This is a genomic window from Bradyrhizobium sp. (assembly GCF_030693485.1).
In the GTDB taxonomy this organism is placed as follows: Bacteria; Pseudomonadota; Alphaproteobacteria; order Rhizobiales; family Xanthobacteraceae; genus Bradyrhizobium.
On the sequence record NZ_JAUYAN010000136.1, the window covers coordinates 1 to 21089 of the forward strand.

Below are 21089 nucleotides of genomic sequence, written 5' to 3' on the forward strand. Positions count from 1 at the left end.
AGATCGGCGGCGGCTTCCTTGATCTTGTCAATCGCGAGATAGCTGATGGCGCGAGCCAGCAACGGCTCGGCCCGCTGCGGCGTCAGGCCATTGGCCGAGGTAAAGTCATCGACCGCGAGCTGATGCTGCCTTTCGCGCTGATAGAGCAGGCCACGGTTGTACAGCGCCTCGGCATGATGCGGATCGATGGCGATCGCCCTGTCGAACTCAGCCAGCGCCTCATCGGTTTTTCCGGACTTTGCCAGCGCCTGGGCGCGCGTGGCATGGCCATGCGCATCGCCTGTGCTGGCCGGCGCCGCTGGCGCCACCTTCGGAGCGGCTTCCTTCTCGGGCGCTGACGACCACGATCCCAGGTCAAAGGAGCAACCGCAGAGCCCGATCGCGAGTAATATGATCGGAGCCGACCTGCGCCCGCCGCGACGCCAGGCTTCTGGAAAGGGGGAGAGTACCGGAAAGTCCATTGTCGCAAATACCCACGGCTAACGCCGCATTGGTAGCCCGGCGCACAGTAAAATGCATGGTCAAAAAAAACGCGGACCCAAAGGCCCGCGTTTTCGGCTCAAAATCTGTGGGATCTCTCAGCGCGGTCCGCGCGGACCCGCACCCGGACCTCCACGGCCGCCGGCACCACCGCGTTCTGCGCCGGGACCGGCGCCAAACACCGGCTTCGGCTTCATCGGCAGCAGGCCTTCGCGCTGCAGCTTCTTGCGGGCGAGCTTGCGCGCACGACGCACGGCTTCGGCCTTTTCACGGGCCTTCTTCTCGGAGGGCTTTTCGTAATGGCCGCGGAGCTTCATCTCGCGGAAAATACCCTCGCGCTGCATTTTCTTCTTCAGCGCCTTGAGGGCTTGATCGACATTGTTATCGCGAACGAGAACCTGCACGCGGCATCCTCTTTCAATTGATCGGATTTGAATTCTGTAAAGCGAGGGGCTGGCGAAAGGCCAAGCCCTTAGCCCTGAGCGCGCGGATGTATCAGACAAAGCCGGCAATGTCCACCAGCGGGCAAGGGGATTAATACCGAAAATGGCCCGAATCACCCAGGATAAAATGCCTAAAACTTGGTTCCCAGCCTTCAATGCGCTTTAGCGCGGCCTGCCAGGGTTTTCGTCCAAACAGAAAGAAGGTCATGAATTCGCAGCACCGGACCGGCGCTGTTTGTCGGCGGCTGGGCAATCGCACAGCTCTGGCTGTTCTGGCTGGCGCCCTTGATCTGCGGCGTGCTGGGCGGCGTGATCTATCGCTGGCTCAGCGACGAGCCGGCCGGCGTCGTCGAGGGCCGCAAGCCCGGGTAATCCGGCAAGGCGGCTAATCTTCGCGCGGAAATATCTGCGTGACATGGCCCATCTTGCGGCCCGCCCGCGCCGGGCCCTTGCCGTAGAGATGCACGGTGGCTCCGGGCACGGTCAACCACTGCTCGTAGTCGTTGATGTCGTCGCCGATCAGGTTGGTCATGGTGACCGGACCGTGACGGACTGGCTTGCCGAGCGGCCAGCCGGCAATGGCGCGGATATGCTGCTCGAACTGCGAGATCGACGCGCCGTCGAGCGTCCAGTGCCCGGAATTGTGCACCCGCGGCGCAATCTCGTTGACCAGAACCTGCGGCCCGCCGCTACCCTGCACCACGAACATCTCGACCGCGAGCACGCCGACATAATCCAGCGCGCTGGCGATGGTCTCGGCGATGCCGCGCGCCTGTGCCGCCAGCGCTTCCGGGATATCGGCCGGAGCCCGCGAGATTTTCAGGATGTGGTCGCGATGCTCGTTCTCGGTGACGTCGAAGCATTCGACCTGGCCGTCGGCCGAGCGAGCGGCGATCACCGAGATCTCCCGCTCGAACGGAATGAACGCCTCTAGAATCGCGGATCTTGTGGCAAGGTCATCCCAGACTTGGCCGATATCGTCGCCCTCGCGGATGATCGCCTGGCCCTTGCCGTCATAGCCGAAGCGGCGGGTCTTGATCACCGCGGGCAAGCCGATGCACGCGATCGCGGCGCGCAGCATCTCGACCGAGGATACATCGGCGTAGTCGGCAATGCCGATGCCGAGCTTCCTGATGAAATCCTTTTCGATCAGCCGGTCCTGCGTGGTTTCCAGGATTTTCTGCGCGGGCAATACCGGTCGCCGGGCTGCCAGCACCATCGCGGTGGCGGCCGGCACATTCTCGAATTCGTAGGTGATGACGTCGACGTCGTTGGCGAACAGCTCGAGCGCCTCGACGTCGGCATATTCCGCGCAGGTCGCGTTCAGCACGACGTCGAAGGCCGGCGAATCCGGGTCAGGCGAAAAAATCTGGCAGCGCAGCCCGAGCCGCGCCGCGGCCATCGCCAGCATCCGGCCCAATTGTCCGCCGCCGAGAATTCCGATGGTGTCGCCGGGCTTCAGCTTCACCTGATGTGAGGCCGTCACGCAGAGCCCTCCGGGCGCTCGGCTACCGCCTCGGACTGCGCCTTGCGCCAGGCGGTCAGTCTGGCCGACAGCGCAGGATCGTTCAGCGCCAGCACACTGGCGGCGAGCAGGGCGGCGTTGATCGCCCCCGGCTTGCCGATCGCCAGCGTCCCGACCGGGATGCCTGCGGGCATCTGGACGATGGAATACAGCGAATCGACCCCGGACAACGCCTTGGATTCGACGGGAACGCCGAACACCGGAAGTTCCGTCAGCGACGCGGCCATGCCCGGTAAGTGGGCGGCGCCGCCGGCGCCGGCGATGATGATCTGGAAGCCTGCCGCCTTGGCGCCCCTGGCAAAGGCGAACAGCCGGTCCGGGGTGCGGTGTGCCGAGACGATGCGCTTTTCGCAGGCGACCCCGAGCGCGGCCAGGGTGTCGGCGGCATGGCGCATGGTTTCCCAGTCCGACTGGCTTCCCATGATAATGGCAACGGGGGCGCTCATAAGGTCAATTCTTTGCGGGAATCCAGAAACATAGGCCGGACTATAGGGGCGGCCCGGGGTCTGGCCAAGGTGTGGCCATGCCATGGCAAGGGGTCTGGAATGGACTATCCTGTCTTGGTGAATTCCGGCAAGCCTTGATCAGGGATGCCCCATGAAAAAGAAGACCAAGCCAACCGCTCCAGTTCCAGTGAAACGCCGCAAAACCGTTGCGGCGGCGCGCAAGGCCGCGCCCAAGCGCGCCAGGCCTGCGAAGACACTGGCGGCCGCGTCGCCGGATGACGCCAAGCGGACGGTGCGCCGGCTCAGGGCCCAACTGGCCAAGGCGCAGGCGCGAATCGAGGAATTGCAGGCGTCCGCGGACATCGACTTCCTGCTGGATATTCCCAACCGGCGCGGCTTTGAACGCGAACTCCATCGCTCGATCGCCTATATCAAGCGCTATCAGGCCTGCGGCGCGCTGATCGTGCTCGACGTCGATCGCCTGAAGCCGATCAACGATGCCTTCGGGCATGCCGCGGGCGATCAGGTGCTCAAGGCGATCGTGGCGGTGCTGCTGCGACAGATTCGCTCGTCCGACGTGGTCGGACGGCTCGGTGGCGACGAGTTCGCGCTGCTGCTGTGGAACCTGAGCGAAACCGACGCGAGAGCCAAGGCGGCGGCGCTGGAGCAGGCCATCGACCAGCTGGCATTCACCTTTCGTGGCCGCACTGTGACAGCGGGAGCTTCCGCCGGCGTCGCGATCCTTGGCCCGCATGCCGAGGCCGGCCGCGCGCTGGAACAGGCCGATAGCGCCATGTATGTGCGCAAGGCGCAGCGGCGGCACGAGGTGTAAGGGCCGCTTTCCGGCAGGCTGATGCTGCCGGCTGGACGAGGCCTGCAGGTTTCTAGAAGCTGGGCGGCCTGTCCAACCGCCGAGCAGGATCATGACCAACAAGCCCACCGCCTTCACGCTTCGCATCCCGGACGCCGACATCGACGACCTCCGCGATCGTCTCGCCCGAACCCGTTTCCCTGACCAGGCGCCCGGCGACGCATGGGCCTATGGCACCGATGTCGCCTATCTCCGGCAGCTCACCGAATACTGGCGCGACACATTCGACTGGCGGGCCGAGGAAGCCGCGCTGAACGCCTTTCCGCAATTCCGCGTCCCGCTCGACGGCATCGATCTCCACTATTTGCATGTGCCCGGAGTCGGGCCGGACCCGATGCCGCTGCTGCTGCTGCACGGCTGGCCGGGTTCGGTGTTCGAGTTCCTCGATATCATCCCGCGGCTCACCGATCCGGCGCGGTTCGGTGGCGATGCGCGCGATGCCTTCACCGTGGTGGCGCCCTCGTTGCCCGGATACGGCTTATCGTTTCAACCCGGGCAGAAGCGGTTCGGCGTGCCTGAAATGGCGGATTGCGTTGCCGCCCTGATGCACGACGTCCTCGGATATGCCCGTTTTGGCGCGCAAGGTGGCGACTGGGGTGCCGCGGTCACCAGCCGGCTCGGTTATGCCCATGCCGACCGGATGATCGGTATCCACGTCAATCTGATGATGGCCGCGGGCCGCGATCCCTCGGCCTTCCCCAACCCGAACGAGGAGGAGCGGCGTTACCTCAGTGAACTTGCACAGTGGATGCGCGAAGAGACCGGTTATCAGTCGATTCAGGGCACCCGTCCGCAGACGCTTGCGTTCGGTCTCACGGATTCGCCCGCCGGGCTCGCGGCGTGGATCGTGGAGAAATTCCGCGCCTGGTCCGATTGCGATGGCGATGTCGAGCGCGCGATCGGCCGCGACCGCATGCTCGCCGACATCGCGCTTTACTGGTTCACCGCCGCGATCGGCTCGTCCTTCTGGCCCTATTACGCACGCCTGCACGGCTCGCCGATCTTCCCGGCGGGCGGAACGATTTCAGTGCCCACCGGCTACGCGGAATTCCCGCGCGAAATCGTCAGGCCGCCGCGCTCGGCCGCGGCGCGGGTGTTCACCGATATCAGGCGCTGGAGCATCATGCCCAGGGGCGGACACTTCGCCGCGCTGGAACAGCCGGAACTGCTCGCCGATGAGGTGCGCGCCTTCTTCCGGGAACTACGATGATGCCAAGGAATGGCTGAACGAATCTTGAGGAGATGTTGAGCGGGCGGCTCTTCAAAGCCCGCTCAGATCGTCCGGCACGCTGCCGAATTTTCGTAGCAATTGCGCGTCGCCGAATTCGCCGATCAGGGGGTCGCCGGTGCGGCTGAACGCGACCGCGCCGATCGAGCCCGCAGCCCTCGACAATACCTCGGCGCGCCGCAGCGCGCCCGACGAACTCTGGCATTCCTCCGCCGCCCCCGCGACCGGCGAACCGGTGTCGTCCTGCAGGAATGGCATTGCGACGTAATAGGTGACATCGGCCATGGTGTTGCTCCAGGTTGCTCGCTCGGTCAGGCGGCATCGCTGTCAGCGGCCGGCGCGCAGCCGCATGAAACCGCCGCCTGCAATTCCTGCAGTTCGGTTTCCAGGTACTCGTTGGCCATGATCAACGCCTTGATCGTGCTGCGCAAGTTTCCATCGCACATCGCGATCGCCTGGTCACAGGCCTGTTCGTAATGATCGATGTCGGGCAGTGAAGCGGTTTCAGGCATGGCGTGGCTCCCGGAAATGATGAGGGGCAATGATCGAATGTTCCTATTTTGTTCCAATGGAGTCAACACACCAGACGGCGCCGGTTGGCGATTTCCACCGCGATCCGCTTGGGGCGCGCGGACATCATGCCATCCGGGCAGAAGAAGGGCGGAGCGGGAACGAAAACAATGTCAGGCGCTTAATGCCTATTCGCAGGGAGTTAAAGCATGGGTCTTGTCGACTTGAAGAGACCCGTTGTGCTGATCGTCGAGGACGAGTTTCTGTTGCGAATGGAGGCGGCCGACATGGTCAGGGCCGCCGGGTTCGAGGCGGTCGAAGCCGCCAATGCCGACCAGGCGATTGAAATTCTCGAGGCCCGCCGGGACATCAGGGTCGTTTTTACCGATATCCAGATGCCGGGCTCGATGGACGGGTTGAAACTCGCCCGGGCGGTCAGGGGCCGCTGGCCTCCGATCAAGATCGTCGCAACCTCCGGCCGTCTCCAGCTTGGGGAGACCGATCTGCCCGAGGGGGGCCGTTTCCTGCCCAAGCCTTACAGCCCGACTCAGATCAATGGCGTGTTGCGGGAGTTGATGTCCGACAGCTGAAGCTGATGTTCAGGCGATGATGTCAGGCGTGATCTGGTCTTCGATGAAGGCGATGCGGTCGCGCAATTGCAGTTTGCGCTTCTTCAGCCGCTGCAGTCGCAACAAATCCGGCGCGGGCGACTGATGCAACGCATCGATCGCCGCGTCGAGGTCGCGGTGTTCCTGCTGTAGCCGTGCGAGCTCGGATTCGAGTTCGCGCTCATCTTCGTCGGTCATGATGTACGTCAGCTGAAAAACGCGATGAGGTTGCGAAAGGTTGGTGGAAGCCGCTCCAGGGAATATCGGCCCTGTCGGCCCCGTGCGCAAGCGGGGCGGTTCCCTACTCACGATTGGTTACACATAGCACCGAAATATGAGCCGCCGATTTTTGATTTCCATCGACAGATTCTCCGGCTCGTGTACAATTTGTTGTCCGGATCGAATCTGAGGTTTCATTCCACCGAGGAGGTTTCGTATGGCAATTCAGGCTCATCTTGTTGAACTAGAACGGAAACACAAAGTTCTTGAAAACGAATTGCACGAAGCTCTCGTGCACCTTTCAACGGACGACCTGCGAATTGTTGAACTGAAGCGCCGGAAACTGATGGTTAAGGACGAGATCGAGCGGTTGAAGCATACCGTGGGCGAGACGCTGCACTAGCGCCGTACCGCCAGCCTTCCAGCCATCCCCCACTATCATCCCGGGATGAGCGCGTTTGCGCTCACCCCTGAGTTGCTCTCGCGCGACGTGGGGCATGATTGCACGGCAATCGCCAGGCGGTGGCTACAGTTCGGCGAGTTCGCCGACATGGTCAGCGATCGCCAGCGATGATGTCAGCCCCGGCGACTCAATCCCGAACAGATTGATCAGCCCGGCAACGCCATGGTCCTGTGGCCCCTGAATTAGGAAATCCTGCACGGCTACCGCCGGCGGCACGATCTTCGGCCGAATTCCGGAATAACTCGGCATCAGCGCGCCGTCCGGCAGCGTCGGCCAGTACCGACGGATCGCCGGATAAAATCGTTCCGCCCGCGCCGGATCGACCGCGTAGTCGATTGCGTCGACCCATTCCACGTCGGGGCCGAACCGGGCCTGTCCCGCCATGTCGAGCGTGAGATGGACGCCGAGCCCGCCGGGTTCGGGCACCGGATAGATCAACCGTGAGAACGGCGCTCGCGCGCTGCAGCTGAAATAGTTTCCCTTGGCGAGATAGGCCGGCGGGATCAATTCGATCGGCATGCCGTCGATGCTGCGCGCGATGGCGGACGCGACGAGCCCCGCGGCGTTGATCAGAAGCCGGCACGCCAGCGTCGTCGGCGCCTCGCCGCCGGCGTCGAGCTCGATTCCGCCGGCCCCCGCCTTGGCGCGCAGCAGCGGCGTGTGGAAGGCGAAGGCAGCGCCGCTTTCCTCGGCATCGCCGCGCAGCGCCAGCATGAAGGCGTGGCTGTCGACGATGCCGGTGGAAGGCGAGAGCAGGGCGGCGTCGCAGTTCAAGGCCGGCTCCAGTTGCCGCGCGGCCTCGCCCGAGAGGGTCTGCAGATCGAGCACGCCATTGGCTTCGGCATGCGCCCGGATCGATTGCAGCTTTTCGGTTTCCTTGGGCGTGGTGGCGACGATCAGCTTGCCGCAATTGCGGTGCGGAATGCCGTGATCCCGGCAGTATTCATAAAGCGCCCGCTTGCCGCTGACGCACATCCGCGCCATCAGGCTGCCGGCCTTGTAATAGATGCCGGCGTGAATCACCTCGCTGTTGCGCGAGGACGTGACGGTGCCGATGCCTTCGGCAGCCTCCAGCACGACCACCTCGCGGCCGGCCTGTGCGAGCCGCCTTGCGATCGCAAGACCGACCACACCCGCACCGATGACGACGCACTCTACCTTGTCCATTCGAGGGTTCTGATCCCGTGGGATTGCCGGCCGTTCGACCTAGGGTGCGCCGTTGTGGAATGCCGCGCGTCCCGGATCAACCGCACTCTCGCACGATCGCCCGGTTTCGGGGGTGATGTTCACAGGAACCCGTTGAATTCGTTTCAAAACGCGCTCCGAATGGCCTCGCGTTAGGGAAGCATTAATCATGTCAGGGCAATTGCCGTAATTGGAGACACATTTTTGGGTTGTAAGGGTACCTATTTACCTGATCCAAACCCGTCAAGCCAGACACTGCGGTCACAATTCCGCGGGTGACAGATGGCTGACAAGAATTGGCAGGCTGGCGGCAAGATCTCGATTACCGCGCAGGCCGCCGTCTGCGCGGTCGCCACCGTTACGCCGTTCGGCGCTGCCTCGGCCCGGTCCGGTAGTTTTGAGCCTGGCGATTACATCGGCGCGCTCGATCCCGGCATGATCTGGCAAATGCTGATCGGCGGCATCGTCATCGCGTCGTTTCTCGCCGCCATCGCGCTGTGGGTGCATTCGGCGTTGCGCAAGGTCCAGCGCGCGCAGTTGCGCCGAAATGCATTTGTCAGTTCCGCCCTTAATAACCTCAGCCAGGGCGTCGTGATGACGGATGCGCAGAGCCGAGTCGTATACTGCAACAACCGCTATCTCGACATCTATGGCCTGGCACGTTCGGATGTTCCGAAGAGAATGACCGGGCCCGAACTGCTGAAATTGCGGCGCGAACGCGGAATGCTCAGCGTCAGCGACGACGAGTATCGTGCGAAGGGCGCCACCCCGGAAGGCCTGGTTACCGAGTTGCCCGGCGGGCGGCTGGTCTTATACAGACATTTCCTGCTGCCCAACGGCGGTACGGTGGCAACGCACGAAGATTGCACCGAGCAGCGCCAGCTTTCGCGGCAGCTTGCCTCGACGAAGCAATTCCTGGAATCGGTGCTCGACAATGTGCCGGTTTGCGTGGCCGCCAAGAACATCGACGACGGCCGCTACATCTTCGCCAATCGCGCATTTGAACGCTTTTCGCGATTTTCCCGCGACAACATTGTCGGCAAGCGCGCCGACGAGATTTTCCGCCCCGAGACGACGGCAAGCATCGAGGCGGCGGATCAGGCCGCGCTTAGCTCGCCCGATGGCCAGTACCGTAGCGAGTTCGTGGTCGAGCGCGGCGAGCAGAAGCGCGTTCTCTCGAGCGTCCGCGTGATCGCCCGCGACGAGCGGAACCGTCCGGAATTCCTGATCGCCTTGTTCGACGATGTCACCGACCGCCGGTCGCTTTCCAAGGAACTGCAGAACACCAAGAAATTCCTGGAGCTGGTGGTCGACAACATTCCGGTGTCGCTGATCGTCGAGCGCGTCAGCGACGGGCGATATCTGCTGGCCAATCGCAGCGCCGAGACCATCCTCAACCGCCGGCGCGAGGACGCCACCGGCCTCACCGCCGCGGATATCTTCAATCCGCGCGAAGCCAAGCTGATCATCGCCCGCGACGAAGCCGCGATCAAGAAGCGCGGCCTGCTCACCGAGGAACACCCGATCTCCACCAAGGACGGGTTGCGGCTGTTCCTGACGCGCCGCATGACGGTGCTCGACGATGCCGGCGAGCCGCAATACCTGATCAAGACCCATGAGGATGTCACCGACCGCCGCCAGACCGAGTCGCGGATGGCGCATATGGCGTATCATGACGGCCTGACGGACCTGCCGAACCGCGCCGCCTTCCTGCAGGCGCTGGCGCAGATGATCGAGGCCTGCGAGGGCACCAGCGAGGAATTCGCGGTGCTGTCGGTCGATCTCGACGGCCTGAAGGAAATCAACGACGTGTTCGGCCACGCGGTCGGCGACAAGCTCCTGATCGAAGTGGCGCGCCGGATCCAGCACTCGGCGCGCGGCGGGGTCGTGGCCCGGCTCTCGGGCGACGAGTTCGGGATGATCATCGACGGCAAGCAGCCGGTCGCAGGCGTGTTGCTGGCCGAACAATTGGCCGAAGCGCTTTCCAGCGAATTCCTGATCGACGGCAAATCGGTCCGCACCGGCTGCACCACCGGCATCTCGGTGTTTCCGCACAACGGCTCGGACGCTGCGTCGCTGCTGGCCAATGCCGGCGCCGCGCTGTTCCGCGCCAAGGCGAAATCGCGCGGTTCGATCAGCATCTATGAGCCCGAGATGGACCAGCAGATCCGGGATCGCCGGGTGTTGCACCAGGATCTTTCGCTGGCGATCAGGAAAGGCGAATTGTCGCTGCATTACCAGCCGCAGGCGATGGCGCATGCGACCGTGGCCGGCAGCAAGATCCTCGGCTTCGAGGCGCTGGCGCGGTGGATGCATCCGGTCCGCGGCTTCGTTCCGCCGGGTGATTTCATCCCGCTCGCCGAAGAGAGCGGCCTGATCGTCGAGATGGGCGAGTGGATCCTGCGCGAAGCGTGCCGCGAGGCCGCTTCCTGGCCGCTGCCGCTGCAGATCGCGGTCAACCTGTCGCCGGCGCAGTTCATGCACGGCGACGTGGTCGGCCTCGTGCACTCGATCCTGCTCGAAACCGGCCTCGCGCCGGGCCGACTCGAGCTGGAAATCACCGAGGGCGTGCTGATCGAGGATTTCGATCGCGGCCTGGCGCTGCTGCGGCAGTTGAAGGCGCTCGGCGTGTGCATTTCGATGGACGATTTCGGCAGCGGCTATTCCTCGCTGAGCTATCTGCAGGCGTTTCCGTTCGACAAGATCAAGATCGACCGCGCCTTCGTCATCAATCTCGGACGCAACCCGCAATCGGCATCGATCGTGCGCGCCGTCATCGGCCTCGGCCACGGCCTCGAAATGTCGATCGTGGCCGAGGGCGTCGAAACCCAGGAACAGCTCGCCTTTCTCGCGGAAGCAGGCTGCGACGCGGTGCAGGGCTATTTCCTCGGCAAGCCGCTGCCGATCGGGCAGTACGCCGCGCTGGTCGGCCGCAACCCTGGCGATACGATGGAGCCCGCGCGCAAGACCGGCTAAGGGTCTTTTGTTGGACGCGTTTTCTTCACGCGAACCGGTTCCCACCTCGCTTGAAAACGCTATGGCTTGCGCATGGCAGACTACGATCTGGCTATCATCGGCGGGGGCCTGAACGGCGTCAGCATCGCACGCGACGCCGCCGGACGCGGGCTGCGCGTGATCCTGCTGGAGCAGGGCGATCTCGGCGCCGGCGCATCGCAGGCCTCGCCGCGGCTGATCCACGGCGATCTCCAGGTGCTGGAGCGGCGGGCGTTGTTTCGTGTCCGCACCGCGCTGAAAGAACGCGACATCTGGCTGCGCACCGCGCCGCATCTGGTGCGTCCCATGCGTTTTGTCGTTCCCGCTCATTCCGACGAGCGGCAACCCTGGGTGCTGCGGGCGTGGCTGTTGCTGTATGACCGTCTTGCCTCGCACCCCCGGCTGCCGGCGTCGGCCACCATCGATATCACCCACCATCCGGTCGGCGACGCGCTGAAGCGGCCCATCGGCCTTGCCTTCGAATATTCCGACTGCGTGGTCGACGATTCCCGGCTGGTGGTGCTCACGGCCGTCGATGCCGCCGAGCGCGGCGCCGACATCCGCACCGGCGCACGCTGCGTCCGCGCCGACCGGCTCGACAGCTGGCGGCTGGCAGTGATCGATCGCGGCCATCGCCGGGTGGTCACGGCCCGCGCGCTGGCCAACGCGTCGGGCGCCTGGACCGCGTCGGTCGCGGAAACCGTGCTGCGCATGAAGCCGCCCGAATTCGGCGCGGTCCGGATCAGCCAGATCGTGGTCAGGCGCCTGTTCGATACCGACAACGTCTATGTGTTCCAGAACAACGACCGGCGGCTGATTTTCGCCAGCCCCTACGAGCGGGATTTCACGCTGATCGGGACTGTCGGGCACGCCTTCAAGGGCGATCCCGCCGCAGTGTCGATGACATCGGGCGATGTCGGCTATCTCTGCGACGCGGCCAACCGCTATTTCCGCGAGCGGGTCGAACTTGTCGACGTGGTCAGGACCGTGTCCGGCGCCAATCTGGTGGCGGGCCCGGCGCGCGGGCGCGCGACGCGGGATGGCGCGATGACGTTCGACCGCACGCGCGGCAAGGCGCCATTGCTGACGATCTTCGGCGGCGACGTCACCACCGCGCGACTGCGCGCGGAGCAGGCGGTCGCCCGGCTCACGCCATTCTATCCGATGTCGCCGCGCTGGACCGCTCACACGCCGCTGCCGGGCGGTGACTTCGCATGGGAGCGGTTCGACGACGAGGTCGACGCGGCCGTCGCGCGCTGGCGGTTTCTCTCGGAGCCTCAGGCCCGCCGGCTGGTCGCGGCCTACGGCTCACGCCTTGCGGTCATTCTTGGCGACGCCAGGGAGCGCGCCGACCTCGGGCCGGCCTTCGGGCCGGAACTGACGGGCGTCGAGGTGCGCCATCTCATGGCCAGGGAGTGGGCGCGCTTCCCGGACGACATTCTGTGGCGGCGCTCGAAACTCGGCTTGACCATGTCCTCAGCAGATCGCGATGCGCTGGCGGCGTTCATGGCGGCCAAGCCCTAGGTGACGAGCAAACTCGTCAATCAAGTATTGGAATTTCACAGCTCGCGTTTGGCCCAGGTCGCGCGAACTTGGGCGTCGCTGGCGAATTCGCCGCGAGCCGCGGCGTCCTTCGAAGCGGCGACTGCGGCCCGTTCATCTGCCGAAAGCGTGACCGGCCGCGCTTCCCGCAACCACGCCGCATCGCGTCCCGACGGCCGGCGGTGCAGCCGCTCGGAAACCAGTCGTGCGGCCTTGTCGCCATGTCCCGCGCGCAGGCAGGCCACGATGAAGGTGTCTTCCCACAATTCGCGCTGGGCATGGCTGCCGCCGATCCGCACCAGTTCGGGCATCAGCGGTTCGAGGATGCGGACGGCGCGCTCGTGATCGCCTTCGGCGAAAGCCTGCACGCCGCGACAGAGGCCGATCGCGCCTTCGCCCGGGGCGAGCTTGCCGCCGGCGGCACGCGTTTCCATTTGCGCCAGTCTTGCCTGAAAACCTTCGGGATTCGTTGTCGAGGCCACCAGCGCGTAGTGGACGTCGGCGAAATGGGCGCCCGCTTGCGGGAAGAATCGTTCGCCATAGGCGGCGACTTCGCGCCGATGCGGCTCCAGCCCCGAGATTCCGGCGAGCGAAAGTCGCCACAACAGCGAAGCCGTATCCGTGAACACGTTCAGCGGCGGGTATGGCGAACCGGTCGGCCTGATCTGCCGCTGGTAGATATCAAGAGCGGCGTCGGGATCGCCGGCTTCGATCGCGGTCAGCGCGACGTGCCAGCACAGATGTCCGTGCAGGAAGCTGCCCCGCTCATGCGTCGTCAGCCAGTCCGACAGGAATGCGCGGCCGGTTTCCGCTTCGCCCTGTTCGAACAGCGCGTGGGAAAGCCCGTGTGCCGCGTTGGCGTTGGCGGGCCGCAACGGGAAAGCACGCTCGGTCAGCGTGCGGCCGGTGTTGGCATCGCCGGCCTCGGTATGCGACCAGCCGAGATAGGTGAGGAACCACCAGTCGTCGCCATAATGGCTGGCGTGCCGCTGGCAGACCGCGAGTTTTGCGGCGTCGTGGTCGGCCCGGCCGGAGAAGGCGTAGAGACCGAAGGCGCCGAGCAGCAGCGACAGGATGAGGGCATCGCGCGGATATTCCTCGAGATGCTGCTCGGCGCCGGATAACGCCGCCATCGGCTGTCCCTCGATCGTCGCGGCCATGATCTCGACATGCCGCCGTTCGCGCGGACTGGCCGCGGCCACAAGCTGCCTCGCCTGCGCCGCCTTGGCGCGCGCCTCGGCGATTTCCATGTTCATCTGATGGATGCGCGCCCGCACCACATAAGGGAGCGCGAAGCCGGGATCCTCGGCAATGGCGCGGTCGAAGGCGTCGCCGGCGCCGTTCCAGGCGCTCAGCATGCAATCGACGCCGTCGCGATAGTACGCGGCGGCGCGGTCCGATGCCGTCGTCAGCGGCAAGTCATAATTGTCCCGGTTCATGTTTATATTCCGCTCGAAGGGGTGGATGGTGGTGCCGCCGGTCATCTTACAGCAGGGTTGAGCCTTTGCCGATCCGCCGCTAGCGTGCAGTTGCGAGCGGGCCGGTGGGGGACATGGCTGAGGAACTAGCGACATCCGAACCGCCATCCGAGCCGTTGGCGGCGCCGGCACGGCCCGCGCCCGTGGCCGACGACATTCCGCTGCTGCGCATCGATGCAGTGGTGAAGCAATTCGGCGGTTTTCGCGCGGTGGACCGGCTGTCGCTCGACATCGGGGCGGGAGAGTTTTTCGCGCTGCTCGGCCCATCGGGCTGCGGCAAGACCACGCTGTTGCGGATGCTCGCCGGTTTCGAGACGCCCGACGAGGGCCAGATCCTGCTCGACGGTTGGGACATCGGGAAATTGCTGCCGCATGAGCGGCCGGTCAACATGATGTTCCAGAACTACGCGTTGTTTCCGCATCTGTCGGTGCGCGACAATATCGCGTTCGGTCTGAAGCGCGCCGGGATGGCGGCTTCCGATATCGTCGCGCGGGTCGCCGAGATGGTCGCGCTGGTCAAGCTCGATGGCCTCGAGAAGCGCAAGCCCGACCAGCTGTCCGGTGGCCAGAAGCAGCGCGTGGCGCTGGCGCGCGCGCTGGCGCGGCGGCCGCGGATCCTGCTGCTGGACGAGCCGCTGGCAGCCCTCGACAAGAAGCTGCGCGAGAGCACGCAGGCCGAATTGATGGCGCTGCAGCGGCGTCTCGGCACCACTTTCATCGTCGTCACCCACGACCAGGACGAGGCGATGACGATGGCGGACCGGATCGGCGTGATGGACAAGGGACGCCTCGAACAGGTGGCGACCCCGCGCCAGCTGTACGAAGCCCCGGCGTCGCGCTGGGTCGCCGAGTTCGTCGGCGACATCAACCTGTTCGAGGGGCAAATCGAGCCGCGCGACAGCCGGCTTGCGATGGCGCCCCGGTTGACGGTCACGACGCGTGACGCCGGTACCGTCTATGTCGCGGAACCGCGCCAGCCTGTCACCAGGACCAGCGTATGCGTCGCGATTCGTCCCGAGAAGGTCAAGCTGTCGCGCTATGGCCCGGCGCCGAATACCGACAATGCGCAGGCCATCAACCGGCTGGAGGGCGTCGTCACCGACGTCAGCTATCTCGGCGGCACCACCACCTACAGAGTGAAGCTCGACTCCGGCGCGGTGCTGCGCTCGTCAATGGCGAATACCGCGCGCATCGATATCGACGCCTACAGCCCGACCCACCGGGTGGTGGCATGGTTCACGCCCGACGATTGCCTGGTGCTGGAGCAATGAGCGCGCGGCGCATCTTCGCCGGTCCCGTGCGGCTTGCCGCGATCGCGCCCTATCTGTGGATGGCGCTGTTTTTCCTGGTGCCGTTCGGCTTCGTGTTGAAGATCAGCCTGTCGCAGACCGCAGTGGCGCAGCCGCCCTATCTTCCGGTGTTCGACCTGACAGAGGGACTTGCGGCGATCAAGGCCGCTTTCGCCGCGTTTTCGCTGGATAATTACCGGCTGCTGGTCTCCGACAATCTCTACGTACTGTCCTATCTGCGCAGCTTCGTCGTCGCCGCGGTCTCGACCTCGATCCTGCTTCTGATCGGCTATCCCGTCGCCTACGCCATGGCGCGGCTGCCGCAGCGCTGGCAGGGCATCGCGATGATGCTGGTGATCGTGCCGTTCTGGACCTCGTTCCTGATCCGGATCTATGCCTGGATCAACATCCTGCAGCACGACGGCCTGCTCAACCAGATCCTGCTCGCGCTGCACATCGTCCCGGCGCCGGTGGTGTGGCTCTCCACCGACACCGCGATGTATATCGGCATCGTCTATTCCTATCTGCCGTTCATGATCCTGCCGCTCTATGCCACGCTGGCGAAGATGGACCCGGCTCTGCCGGAGGCGGCCAGCGATCTCGGCGCGTCGCCGCAAGCAACTTTCTGGCTGGTGACGTTTCCGCTGTCCTTGCCGGGCGTCGGCGCCGGTTGCCTGCTCTGCTTCATTCCGATTCTCGGCGAGTTCGTGATTCCGGACCTCTTGGCGGGTTCGGATTCGATGATGATCGGCCAGACGCTGTGGCTGGAATTCTTCACCAACAAGGACTGGCCGGTGGCATCCGCGGTCGCGGTGGTGTTGCTGGTGCTGCTGGTGGCGCCGCTGGCGCTGTACGACCGGCTGCAGCGCCGCCAGTTGGAGGCGGCGCGATGACGGGGCGCCCGCTCAGCCGGCTGTCGCGCTTCAACGTCGCCTCGCTGGCGCTGGGTCTCGCGTTTCTCTATCTGCCGATCGTCATCCTCGTGATCTACTCGTTCAACGCCTCCAGGCTGGTGACGGTGTGGGGCGGCTGGTCGCTGCGCTGGTACAGCGAATTCTTCAACGACCGCGCCATGCTGGATGCGGCCTGGATGAGCTTGCGGGTGGCGGCGGTGTCCGCCACGCTGGCGACGGGGCTCGGTACGCTCGCAGCGGTGGCGCTGTCGCGCGGCGAACGCTTCAAGGGCCGCACGTTGTTCTCCGGCATGCTGTATGCGCCGCTGGTGATGCCGGAAGTCATCACCGGGCTGTCGCTGCTGCTGCTGTTCGTCGCACTCAATGCCGAGCGCGGCTTCTGGACCGTCACGATCGCCCACACCACGCTGACCATGTGTTTTGTCACGGTCGTGGTGCAGTCGCGGCTGGGCAAGCTCGACCGCAGCCTGGAGGAAGCGGCGATGGATCTCGGCTGCGATCCGCTGCGGGCGTTTGTGAGCGTGACGCTGCCGCTGATCCTGCCCTCGATCGTGGCGGGCTGGATGCTGGCCTTCACGCTGTCGCTCGACGACGTCGTGATCGCGAGTTTTACCACCGGTCCCGGTTCGGCGACGCTGCCGATCCGGATCTATTCGGAGGTGCGGCTCGGCGTAAAGCCGCAGATCAACGCCATCTGCACGCTGGTGCTCGCCTTGATCGCGGTGGTGATCGTGGCGGCATCGCTCGCCACAAAACTCACGAGCACGCGGGGCGAAAGCGCGGCGCCCCTGTAGTTCTACGGTGTTCTTGCCTTGAGCGTGAGCAAAAATTGACCGCTGGCAGCCACCATGCCGTCAACGCCCCGACATGATCGCGCTCGACACTCACCGAACATGCCCGACCTGCGGCGCGTAGCCGTGGCAGTTATTTCTCTCCTCCAGCAAGGCCGCCCCCATGGCATCACCCGTTGCGAAGGCCTCGCCCGACAGCCCGGACGTCCCGGACGTCCCGTCGCGCATTTGCGAGAAATGCGCCGCGGCCATGACGCATCTCAGCGATCTCCAACCCATCGTCGGCAGCGCCGCCATGCGGATCTTCCGCTGCTACGCATGTAACCACGTGGTGTCTGAAGAGAGGTGAGGGGGCGGGATGACGGCCGAGCCGTTGCGCGGAGAAGAGGGCGGGGCGTGTGCGTCTCTGCTTGTAATCCCTCAATTCGCCTTCGGCGCCTCTGCAGGCCCACCCGCCGCCGGCGCCGCGGCATCCGGCGCTCCGGCCGGCCGCCCGCCCGTAATCCGCTCCAGCACCGAGCGCACCGCATCCCTCGTCTTGCGGTCCTTGACCGCGTCGAGCAAAGGCGCTGCGCCCGGCGAACGGCGCAGCAGGCTTTCCGGGTCCGGGAAGATCAGGGGATCGTCCCATGGGCCCTGCACCACGAACGGCAGTTCGAAGGCCGCGGCGGCGTTTGGCGCCGAGATCAGGCTGGCGATGCCCTTCATGTCGTATTCGCGCATCGGCACCGAGGCGGTGCCGGTCAGTGTCAGGCGCGCCGCCGGGCCCTCGACGCGGATGTCCTCGGCGGTGGCGATGCCGTCGCTGAATTTCAGCGCAATGGTGAGCTTGTCGTAGGGCGTCGAGCCCGCGCGGAAATTGCCGGCGCCGGACAGCGGCCGGCGCTCCAGCCGCTTCAACAGCTGCTCGGCATTGAAGCCGGATATCGCGCCGTTCTGGCCGGTGAGGGTGGCGCTGCCGTCGAGCGACTGGGCGAGGCCGAACGGGCTCGCGCCGGAGGCAACCAGCGAGACGTTGAGATTGCCGCGGCCGGACAGTTTGGTGATGCCGAACAATTCGGAGGCGCAGGCCTGCAGGTCGACGTCGGTGAACTGGAACTGGGCCTTGATGTCGGCGACCGTGTCGGAGCGCGCGATCCCGAACGAGCCCCTGGCGATGCCGCCATACATCTGCGCCTCGCCGACGCTGAGCGCCAGCGCGCCGCCGCGCAAATTGGCGCCGAACGCGGTGCGGCCGAGTTTCGACGAGCCGACCGTCACCTTCGCCGCCGACAGCCGCATGTCGAGGTCGGTGGTGGTGAGCGCGTTGAGATCGAACAGTTGCCGGTTCCAGTCGCGCGCGCCGGAGGCCAGCAGGCGGAAGGTGGAAATATAGGGCGTGAAGTCGAGATTGCCGGCGGCCAGCGTCGCCTGCAGCGTCTGGCGGTCGTTATTGGCGTAGGTCATGACGCCCTCGGCGACATTGCCGTCGAGTTCGACATTGACGTTGGTCAGCGCGATCGAGGGCCCCACCACATTGGCGCGGGCCTTCAGCGCGAAGCGGCCGAACCCGCCGGTGCCCGGCGGCGGCTGGCCGGCCCAGCGCATGGCGTTGCGCAGCGACGGACTGTCGATCGTGACCGTGCCTTCCATCATCAGGCTGGTGCGGTTGGCGACGGTGCCGTCGAAGGCCAGTTTCAGCGGCGGACTGGCGAGCCGCGCCTTCAGGCCGGAGCGGTCGCCGGAAAGCGCGGCGACAAAGTCGCTGGTGCTGATCGAGCCGTCGACCCGTTCGCCGCGCCAGTCGAACTGCCCGGTGGCGGCAAAGGAACGCGAGATCGACGGCCACGCCAGCGACAGATCGATGTCGCCGATGGTCTCGGCGACGCGGTTGGCAGCATCCCGATAGGTGAGCAGGCCGTCCTGGATGCGGATTTCGGAGAACGACAGCGGGTTCTCGGCGCCGGGCTGCATGGTGCGCGCGATGGTATCGATGAACGGCGTCCAGTTGCTGTCGCCATCGCCGTCGCGCACCACGCGGATATGCGGGCGCAGCATCATGACGTCGGAGATCTCGAACCGACGCAGCAACAGTGGCAGCAGCCGCAAATTCGCGGTCAGGACGTCGACGGATAGCGCGGGGTCGGCGGTCGCCCCGCCCTTCAGGCCAACATCGTGGAACGAGACGTAGCTGCCGGGAAACACCGAAACGTCGATCCGGCCGTTGACCACAAGATCGAGCCCGGTCACGGCGCGGATCTGGGCCTCCACCGCCTGACGCAGGGCGTCCCGGTTGAGAAACCACGACGTTCCGACCAGGCCGATCAGCGCCACGCCGAAAAACGCCGCAACCGGCATGCCGAGGCGCTTCATTCGTTGGGCCATCGTCAATGGCATATCCAAGTCTTGTTGAACTCGAAACCGGTCAAGCTGATGTCGGGTTGATCCATCGGGCCGCTGTAAAGTGAGCCGGGGCGGCAGGCCAACCCTCGCAACTTGATCGTTTTTCTTGACGCTTTCAAGGCCGGCTTCCTTCCCTCCGCCGCAAGCGCGGGAGAGGGGGCGCAGTTCCGATGCCGTGACAGGCAATCTGACCTCAGGAACATCGAAAAACCCCCGTCATTGACGCACTGCGAAGAATTCGCCTAATAATCCCGGTTAACGTTGGCCGCCAGCGCCCTCCCTCCCATCAGGTCGTATTCCATGAACAAGGTCTACCCCGACGCCAAATCGGCTCTCGAAGGCATTCTAAGGGACGGCATGATGATCATGTCCGGCGGCTTCGGCCTGTGCGGCATCGCCGAGGCCCTGTCGGACGCGATCCGCGACTCCGGCGTCAAGAACCTGACCGTGGTGTCCAACAATGCCGGTGTCGACGGCATCGGCTTGAGCCGGCTGCTGGAGACGCGCCAGATCAAGAAGATGATCTCGTCCTATGTCGGCGAGAACAAGCTGTTCGCCCAGCAGTTCCTCGCCGGCGAACTGGAACTCGAATTCGCGCCGCAGGGCACGCTGGCCGAGCGCATCCGTGCGGGCGGCGCCGGCATTCCGGCATTCTACACCAAGACCGGCGTCGGCACCCTGATCGCCGAAGGCAAGGAAGTGAAGGAATTCGACGGCGAGAAATATCTGATGGAGCGCGGGCTGTTCGCCGACGTCGCCATCGTTCATGCCTGGAAAGGCGATACCGCCGGCAACCTCGTGTACCGCAAGACCGCGCGCAATTTCAATCCGATGATGGCGACCGCGGCGAAAATCACGGTGGCCGAGGTCGAGCATCTGTTGCCCGCCGGCCAGATCGACCCCGACCATATTCATACGCCCGGCATCTTCGTGCAGCGTATCATTCAGGTGGGAACCGGCCTGAAACGCATCGAGCAGCGCACCACGCGCAAGCGTGAAGCCGCCGCCGCAACCGGAGAGGAAGTCTGATGGCCTGGACCCGCGAACAGATGGCTGCCCGCGCCGCCAAGGAATTGCGCGACGGCTTCTACGTCAACCTCGGCATCGGCATTCCGACGCTGGTGTCGAACTACATCCCCGACGGCGTCGACGTCGTGCTGCAGAGCGAGAACGGCATGCTCGGCATGGGTCCCTTTCCCTATGAGGGCGAGGAGGACCCCGATCTGATCAATGCCGGCAAGCAGACCGTCACCGAACTGGCCTCGACCAGCTATTTCTCGTCGGCCGATTCCTTCGGCATGGTGCGCGGCGGCCATATCGATCTGTCGATCCTCGGCGCCATGCAGGTGGCGCAGAACGGCGACCTCGCCAACTGGATGATCCCGGGCAAGATGGTCAAGGGCATGGGCGGCGCGATGGACCTCGTCGCCGGCGTCAAGCGCGTGGTGGTGGTGATGGAACACTCCGCCAAGGACGGCCCGAAGCTGCTGAAGACCTGCAACCTGCCGCTCACGGGCGAGAAGGTGGTCGACATGGTGGTGACCGATCTCGCGGTCTTCACCATCGACAAGCACGGCAAGGACGGCATGGCGCTGATCGAGCTCGCCGACGGCGTCACGCTCGACGAAGTGAAGGCGAAGACCGAAGCCGAGTTCCGCGTCGCGCTGAAGAACGCGTGAGCGCTGCGTAGGTATGGCATCGTCGTCCCGGCCAAGCGAGCG

The 21089-nt window shown here is 65.0% G+C and carries 22 protein-coding genes and 1 pseudogene; 12 read left to right on the top strand and 11 right to left on the bottom strand.

What is annotated here, in order from left to right:
- Both Q8N40_RS09940 and rpsU read right to left on the bottom strand, forming a co-directional pair.
- Positions 1 to 308: tetratricopeptide repeat protein (locus Q8N40_RS09940; protein ID WP_305711704.1), on the bottom strand; the 308-nt coding region annotated here is incomplete at its 3' end.
- Between the two features lie 270 nt (positions 309 to 578).
- The gene (gene rpsU, locus Q8N40_RS09945; protein WP_079564913.1) at positions 579 to 884 is read right to left on the bottom strand and encodes a 30S ribosomal protein S21; all 306 of its coding nucleotides are present in this window, start codon (positions 882 to 884) and stop codon (positions 579 to 581) included.
- Positions 885 to 1136: 252 nt separating this feature from the next.
- Between rpsU and Q8N40_RS09950 the strand changes: the two are divergent.
- Positions 1137 to 1295: pseudogene (locus tag Q8N40_RS09950) on the top strand (aquaporin); the annotation flags it as partial.
- Positions 1296 to 1308: 13 nt separating this feature from the next.
- On the opposite strand, the gene Q8N40_RS09955 reads toward Q8N40_RS09950, so the two are convergent.
- The gene (locus tag Q8N40_RS09955; RefSeq protein WP_305318164.1) at positions 1309 to 2409 is read right to left on the bottom strand and encodes a 5-(carboxyamino)imidazole ribonucleotide synthase; all 1101 of its coding nucleotides are present in this window, start codon (positions 2407 to 2409) and stop codon (positions 1309 to 1311) included.
- Positions 2406 to 2894, bottom strand: coding sequence for a 5-(carboxyamino)imidazole ribonucleotide mutase (purE, locus tag Q8N40_RS09960; RefSeq protein ID WP_305318163.1), 489 nt, complete (start codon positions 2892 to 2894; stop codon positions 2406 to 2408). The genes Q8N40_RS09955 and purE overlap by 4 nt, the downstream gene beginning before the upstream one ends.
- 151 nt (positions 2895 to 3045) lie before the next feature.
- On the opposite strand from purE, the gene Q8N40_RS09965 reads away from it, so the two are divergent.
- Together Q8N40_RS09965 and Q8N40_RS09970 are read left to right on the top strand one after the other, a co-directional pair.
- Entirely contained in the window at positions 3046 to 3726 is a 681-nt protein-coding gene (locus Q8N40_RS09965; RefSeq protein WP_370870755.1) for a GGDEF domain-containing protein, read from the top strand.
- A 91-nt stretch (positions 3727 to 3817) separates the two neighbouring features.
- Complete coding sequence (locus Q8N40_RS09970) at positions 3818 to 4975, top strand: epoxide hydrolase family protein (protein ID WP_305318161.1); 1158 nt, start codon at positions 3818 to 3820, stop codon at positions 4973 to 4975.
- A gap of 51 nt (positions 4976 to 5026) precedes the next feature.
- Here the strand turns inward: Q8N40_RS09970 and Q8N40_RS09975 are convergent, their stop codons facing one another.
- Positions 5027 to 5278 (bottom strand): hypothetical protein, encoded by a 252-nt coding sequence (locus Q8N40_RS09975; RefSeq protein WP_305318160.1) that lies wholly within the window; start codon positions 5276 to 5278, stop codon positions 5027 to 5029.
- Positions 5279 to 5304: 26 nt separating this feature from the next.
- Positions 5305 to 5505 carry a hypothetical protein gene (locus tag Q8N40_RS09980; RefSeq protein WP_305318159.1) on the bottom strand — a complete coding sequence of 67 codons (201 nt, stop codon included), beginning with the start codon at positions 5503 to 5505 and terminating at the stop codon, positions 5305 to 5307.
- Between the two features lie 207 nt (positions 5506 to 5712).
- On the opposite strand from Q8N40_RS09980, the gene Q8N40_RS09985 reads away from it, so the two are divergent.
- A complete protein-coding gene (locus Q8N40_RS09985; protein WP_305318158.1) occupies positions 5713 to 6093 on the top strand; it encodes a response regulator in 381 nt (126 codons plus the stop codon).
- Positions 6094 to 6102: 9 nt separating this feature from the next.
- On the opposite strand, the gene Q8N40_RS09990 is transcribed toward Q8N40_RS09985, so the two are convergent.
- On the bottom strand, positions 6103 to 6309 hold the full coding sequence (locus Q8N40_RS09990; RefSeq protein ID WP_291562571.1) for a YdcH family protein: 207 nt from the start codon (positions 6307 to 6309) through the stop codon (positions 6103 to 6105).
- 238 nt (positions 6310 to 6547) lie between these two features.
- On the opposite strand from Q8N40_RS09990, the gene Q8N40_RS09995 reads away from it, so the two are divergent.
- A complete protein-coding gene (locus tag Q8N40_RS09995) occupies positions 6548 to 6733 on the top strand; it encodes a YdcH family protein (protein WP_305318157.1) in 186 nt (61 codons plus the stop codon).
- A 123-nt stretch (positions 6734 to 6856) separates the two neighbouring features.
- On the opposite strand, the gene Q8N40_RS10000 is transcribed toward Q8N40_RS09995, so the two are convergent.
- On the bottom strand, positions 6857 to 7960 hold the full coding sequence (locus Q8N40_RS10000; RefSeq protein ID WP_305711705.1) for an NAD(P)/FAD-dependent oxidoreductase: 1104 nt from the start codon (positions 7958 to 7960) through the stop codon (positions 6857 to 6859).
- A 300-nt stretch (positions 7961 to 8260) separates the two neighbouring features.
- Between Q8N40_RS10000 and Q8N40_RS10005 the strand changes: the two genes are divergently transcribed.
- Complete coding sequence (locus tag Q8N40_RS10005; protein ID WP_305711706.1) at positions 8261 to 10954, top strand: EAL domain-containing protein; 2694 nt, start codon at positions 8261 to 8263, stop codon at positions 10952 to 10954.
- 72 nt (positions 10955 to 11026) lie between these two features.
- Positions 11027 to 12496: a glycerol-3-phosphate dehydrogenase gene (locus Q8N40_RS10010; RefSeq protein ID WP_305711707.1), complete on the top strand. Its 1470-nt coding sequence runs from the start codon at positions 11027 to 11029 to the stop codon at positions 12494 to 12496.
- A 35-nt stretch (positions 12497 to 12531) separates the two neighbouring features.
- On the opposite strand, the gene Q8N40_RS10015 is transcribed toward Q8N40_RS10010, so the two are convergent.
- A complete protein-coding gene (locus Q8N40_RS10015; protein WP_305711708.1) occupies positions 12532 to 13953 on the bottom strand; it encodes a tetratricopeptide repeat protein in 1422 nt (473 codons plus the stop codon).
- A 113-nt stretch (positions 13954 to 14066) separates the two neighbouring features.
- On the opposite strand from Q8N40_RS10015, the gene Q8N40_RS10020 reads away from it, so the two are divergent.
- From Q8N40_RS10020 to Q8N40_RS10030, 3 genes are read left to right on the top strand one after another with little or no spacing between them, the layout of a single operon-like run.
- On the top strand, positions 14067 to 15263 hold the full coding sequence (locus Q8N40_RS10020) for an ABC transporter ATP-binding protein (protein WP_305711709.1): 1197 nt from the start codon (positions 14067 to 14069) through the stop codon (positions 15261 to 15263).
- Positions 15260 to 16174 (top strand): ABC transporter permease, encoded by a 915-nt coding sequence (locus Q8N40_RS10025; protein ID WP_305711710.1) that lies wholly within the window; start codon positions 15260 to 15262, stop codon positions 16172 to 16174. The genes Q8N40_RS10020 and Q8N40_RS10025 overlap by 4 nt, the downstream gene beginning before the upstream one ends.
- Complete coding sequence (locus tag Q8N40_RS10030; RefSeq protein WP_305320452.1) at positions 16171 to 16989, top strand: ABC transporter permease; 819 nt, start codon at positions 16171 to 16173, stop codon at positions 16987 to 16989. The genes Q8N40_RS10025 and Q8N40_RS10030 overlap by 4 nt, the downstream gene beginning before the upstream one ends.
- 90 nt (positions 16990 to 17079) lie before the next feature.
- Here Q8N40_RS10030 and Q8N40_RS10035 read toward each other — a convergent pair whose 3' ends face one another.
- Both Q8N40_RS10035 and Q8N40_RS10040 read right to left on the bottom strand, forming a co-directional pair.
- Complete coding sequence (locus Q8N40_RS10035; RefSeq protein WP_305711711.1) at positions 17080 to 17283, bottom strand: hypothetical protein; 204 nt, start codon at positions 17281 to 17283, stop codon at positions 17080 to 17082.
- 123 nt (positions 17284 to 17406) lie between these two features.
- Positions 17407 to 19350 carry an AsmA family protein gene (locus tag Q8N40_RS10040; RefSeq protein ID WP_305711712.1) on the bottom strand — a complete coding sequence of 648 codons (1944 nt, stop codon included), beginning with the start codon at positions 19348 to 19350 and terminating at the stop codon, positions 17407 to 17409.
- Between the two features lie 318 nt (positions 19351 to 19668).
- Here Q8N40_RS10040 and Q8N40_RS10045 point away from each other — a divergent pair, with 318 nt between their 5' ends.
- Together Q8N40_RS10045 and Q8N40_RS10050 are read left to right on the top strand one after the other, a co-directional pair.
- A complete protein-coding gene (locus Q8N40_RS10045; protein ID WP_305322168.1) occupies positions 19669 to 20397 on the top strand; it encodes a CoA transferase subunit A in 729 nt (242 codons plus the stop codon).
- Entirely contained in the window at positions 20397 to 21047 is a 651-nt protein-coding gene (locus Q8N40_RS10050; protein WP_305322169.1) for a 3-oxoacid CoA-transferase subunit B, read from the top strand. Before Q8N40_RS10045 ends, Q8N40_RS10050 begins: the two co-directional genes overlap by 1 nt.
- Positions 21048 to 21089 lie beyond the last annotated feature (42 nt).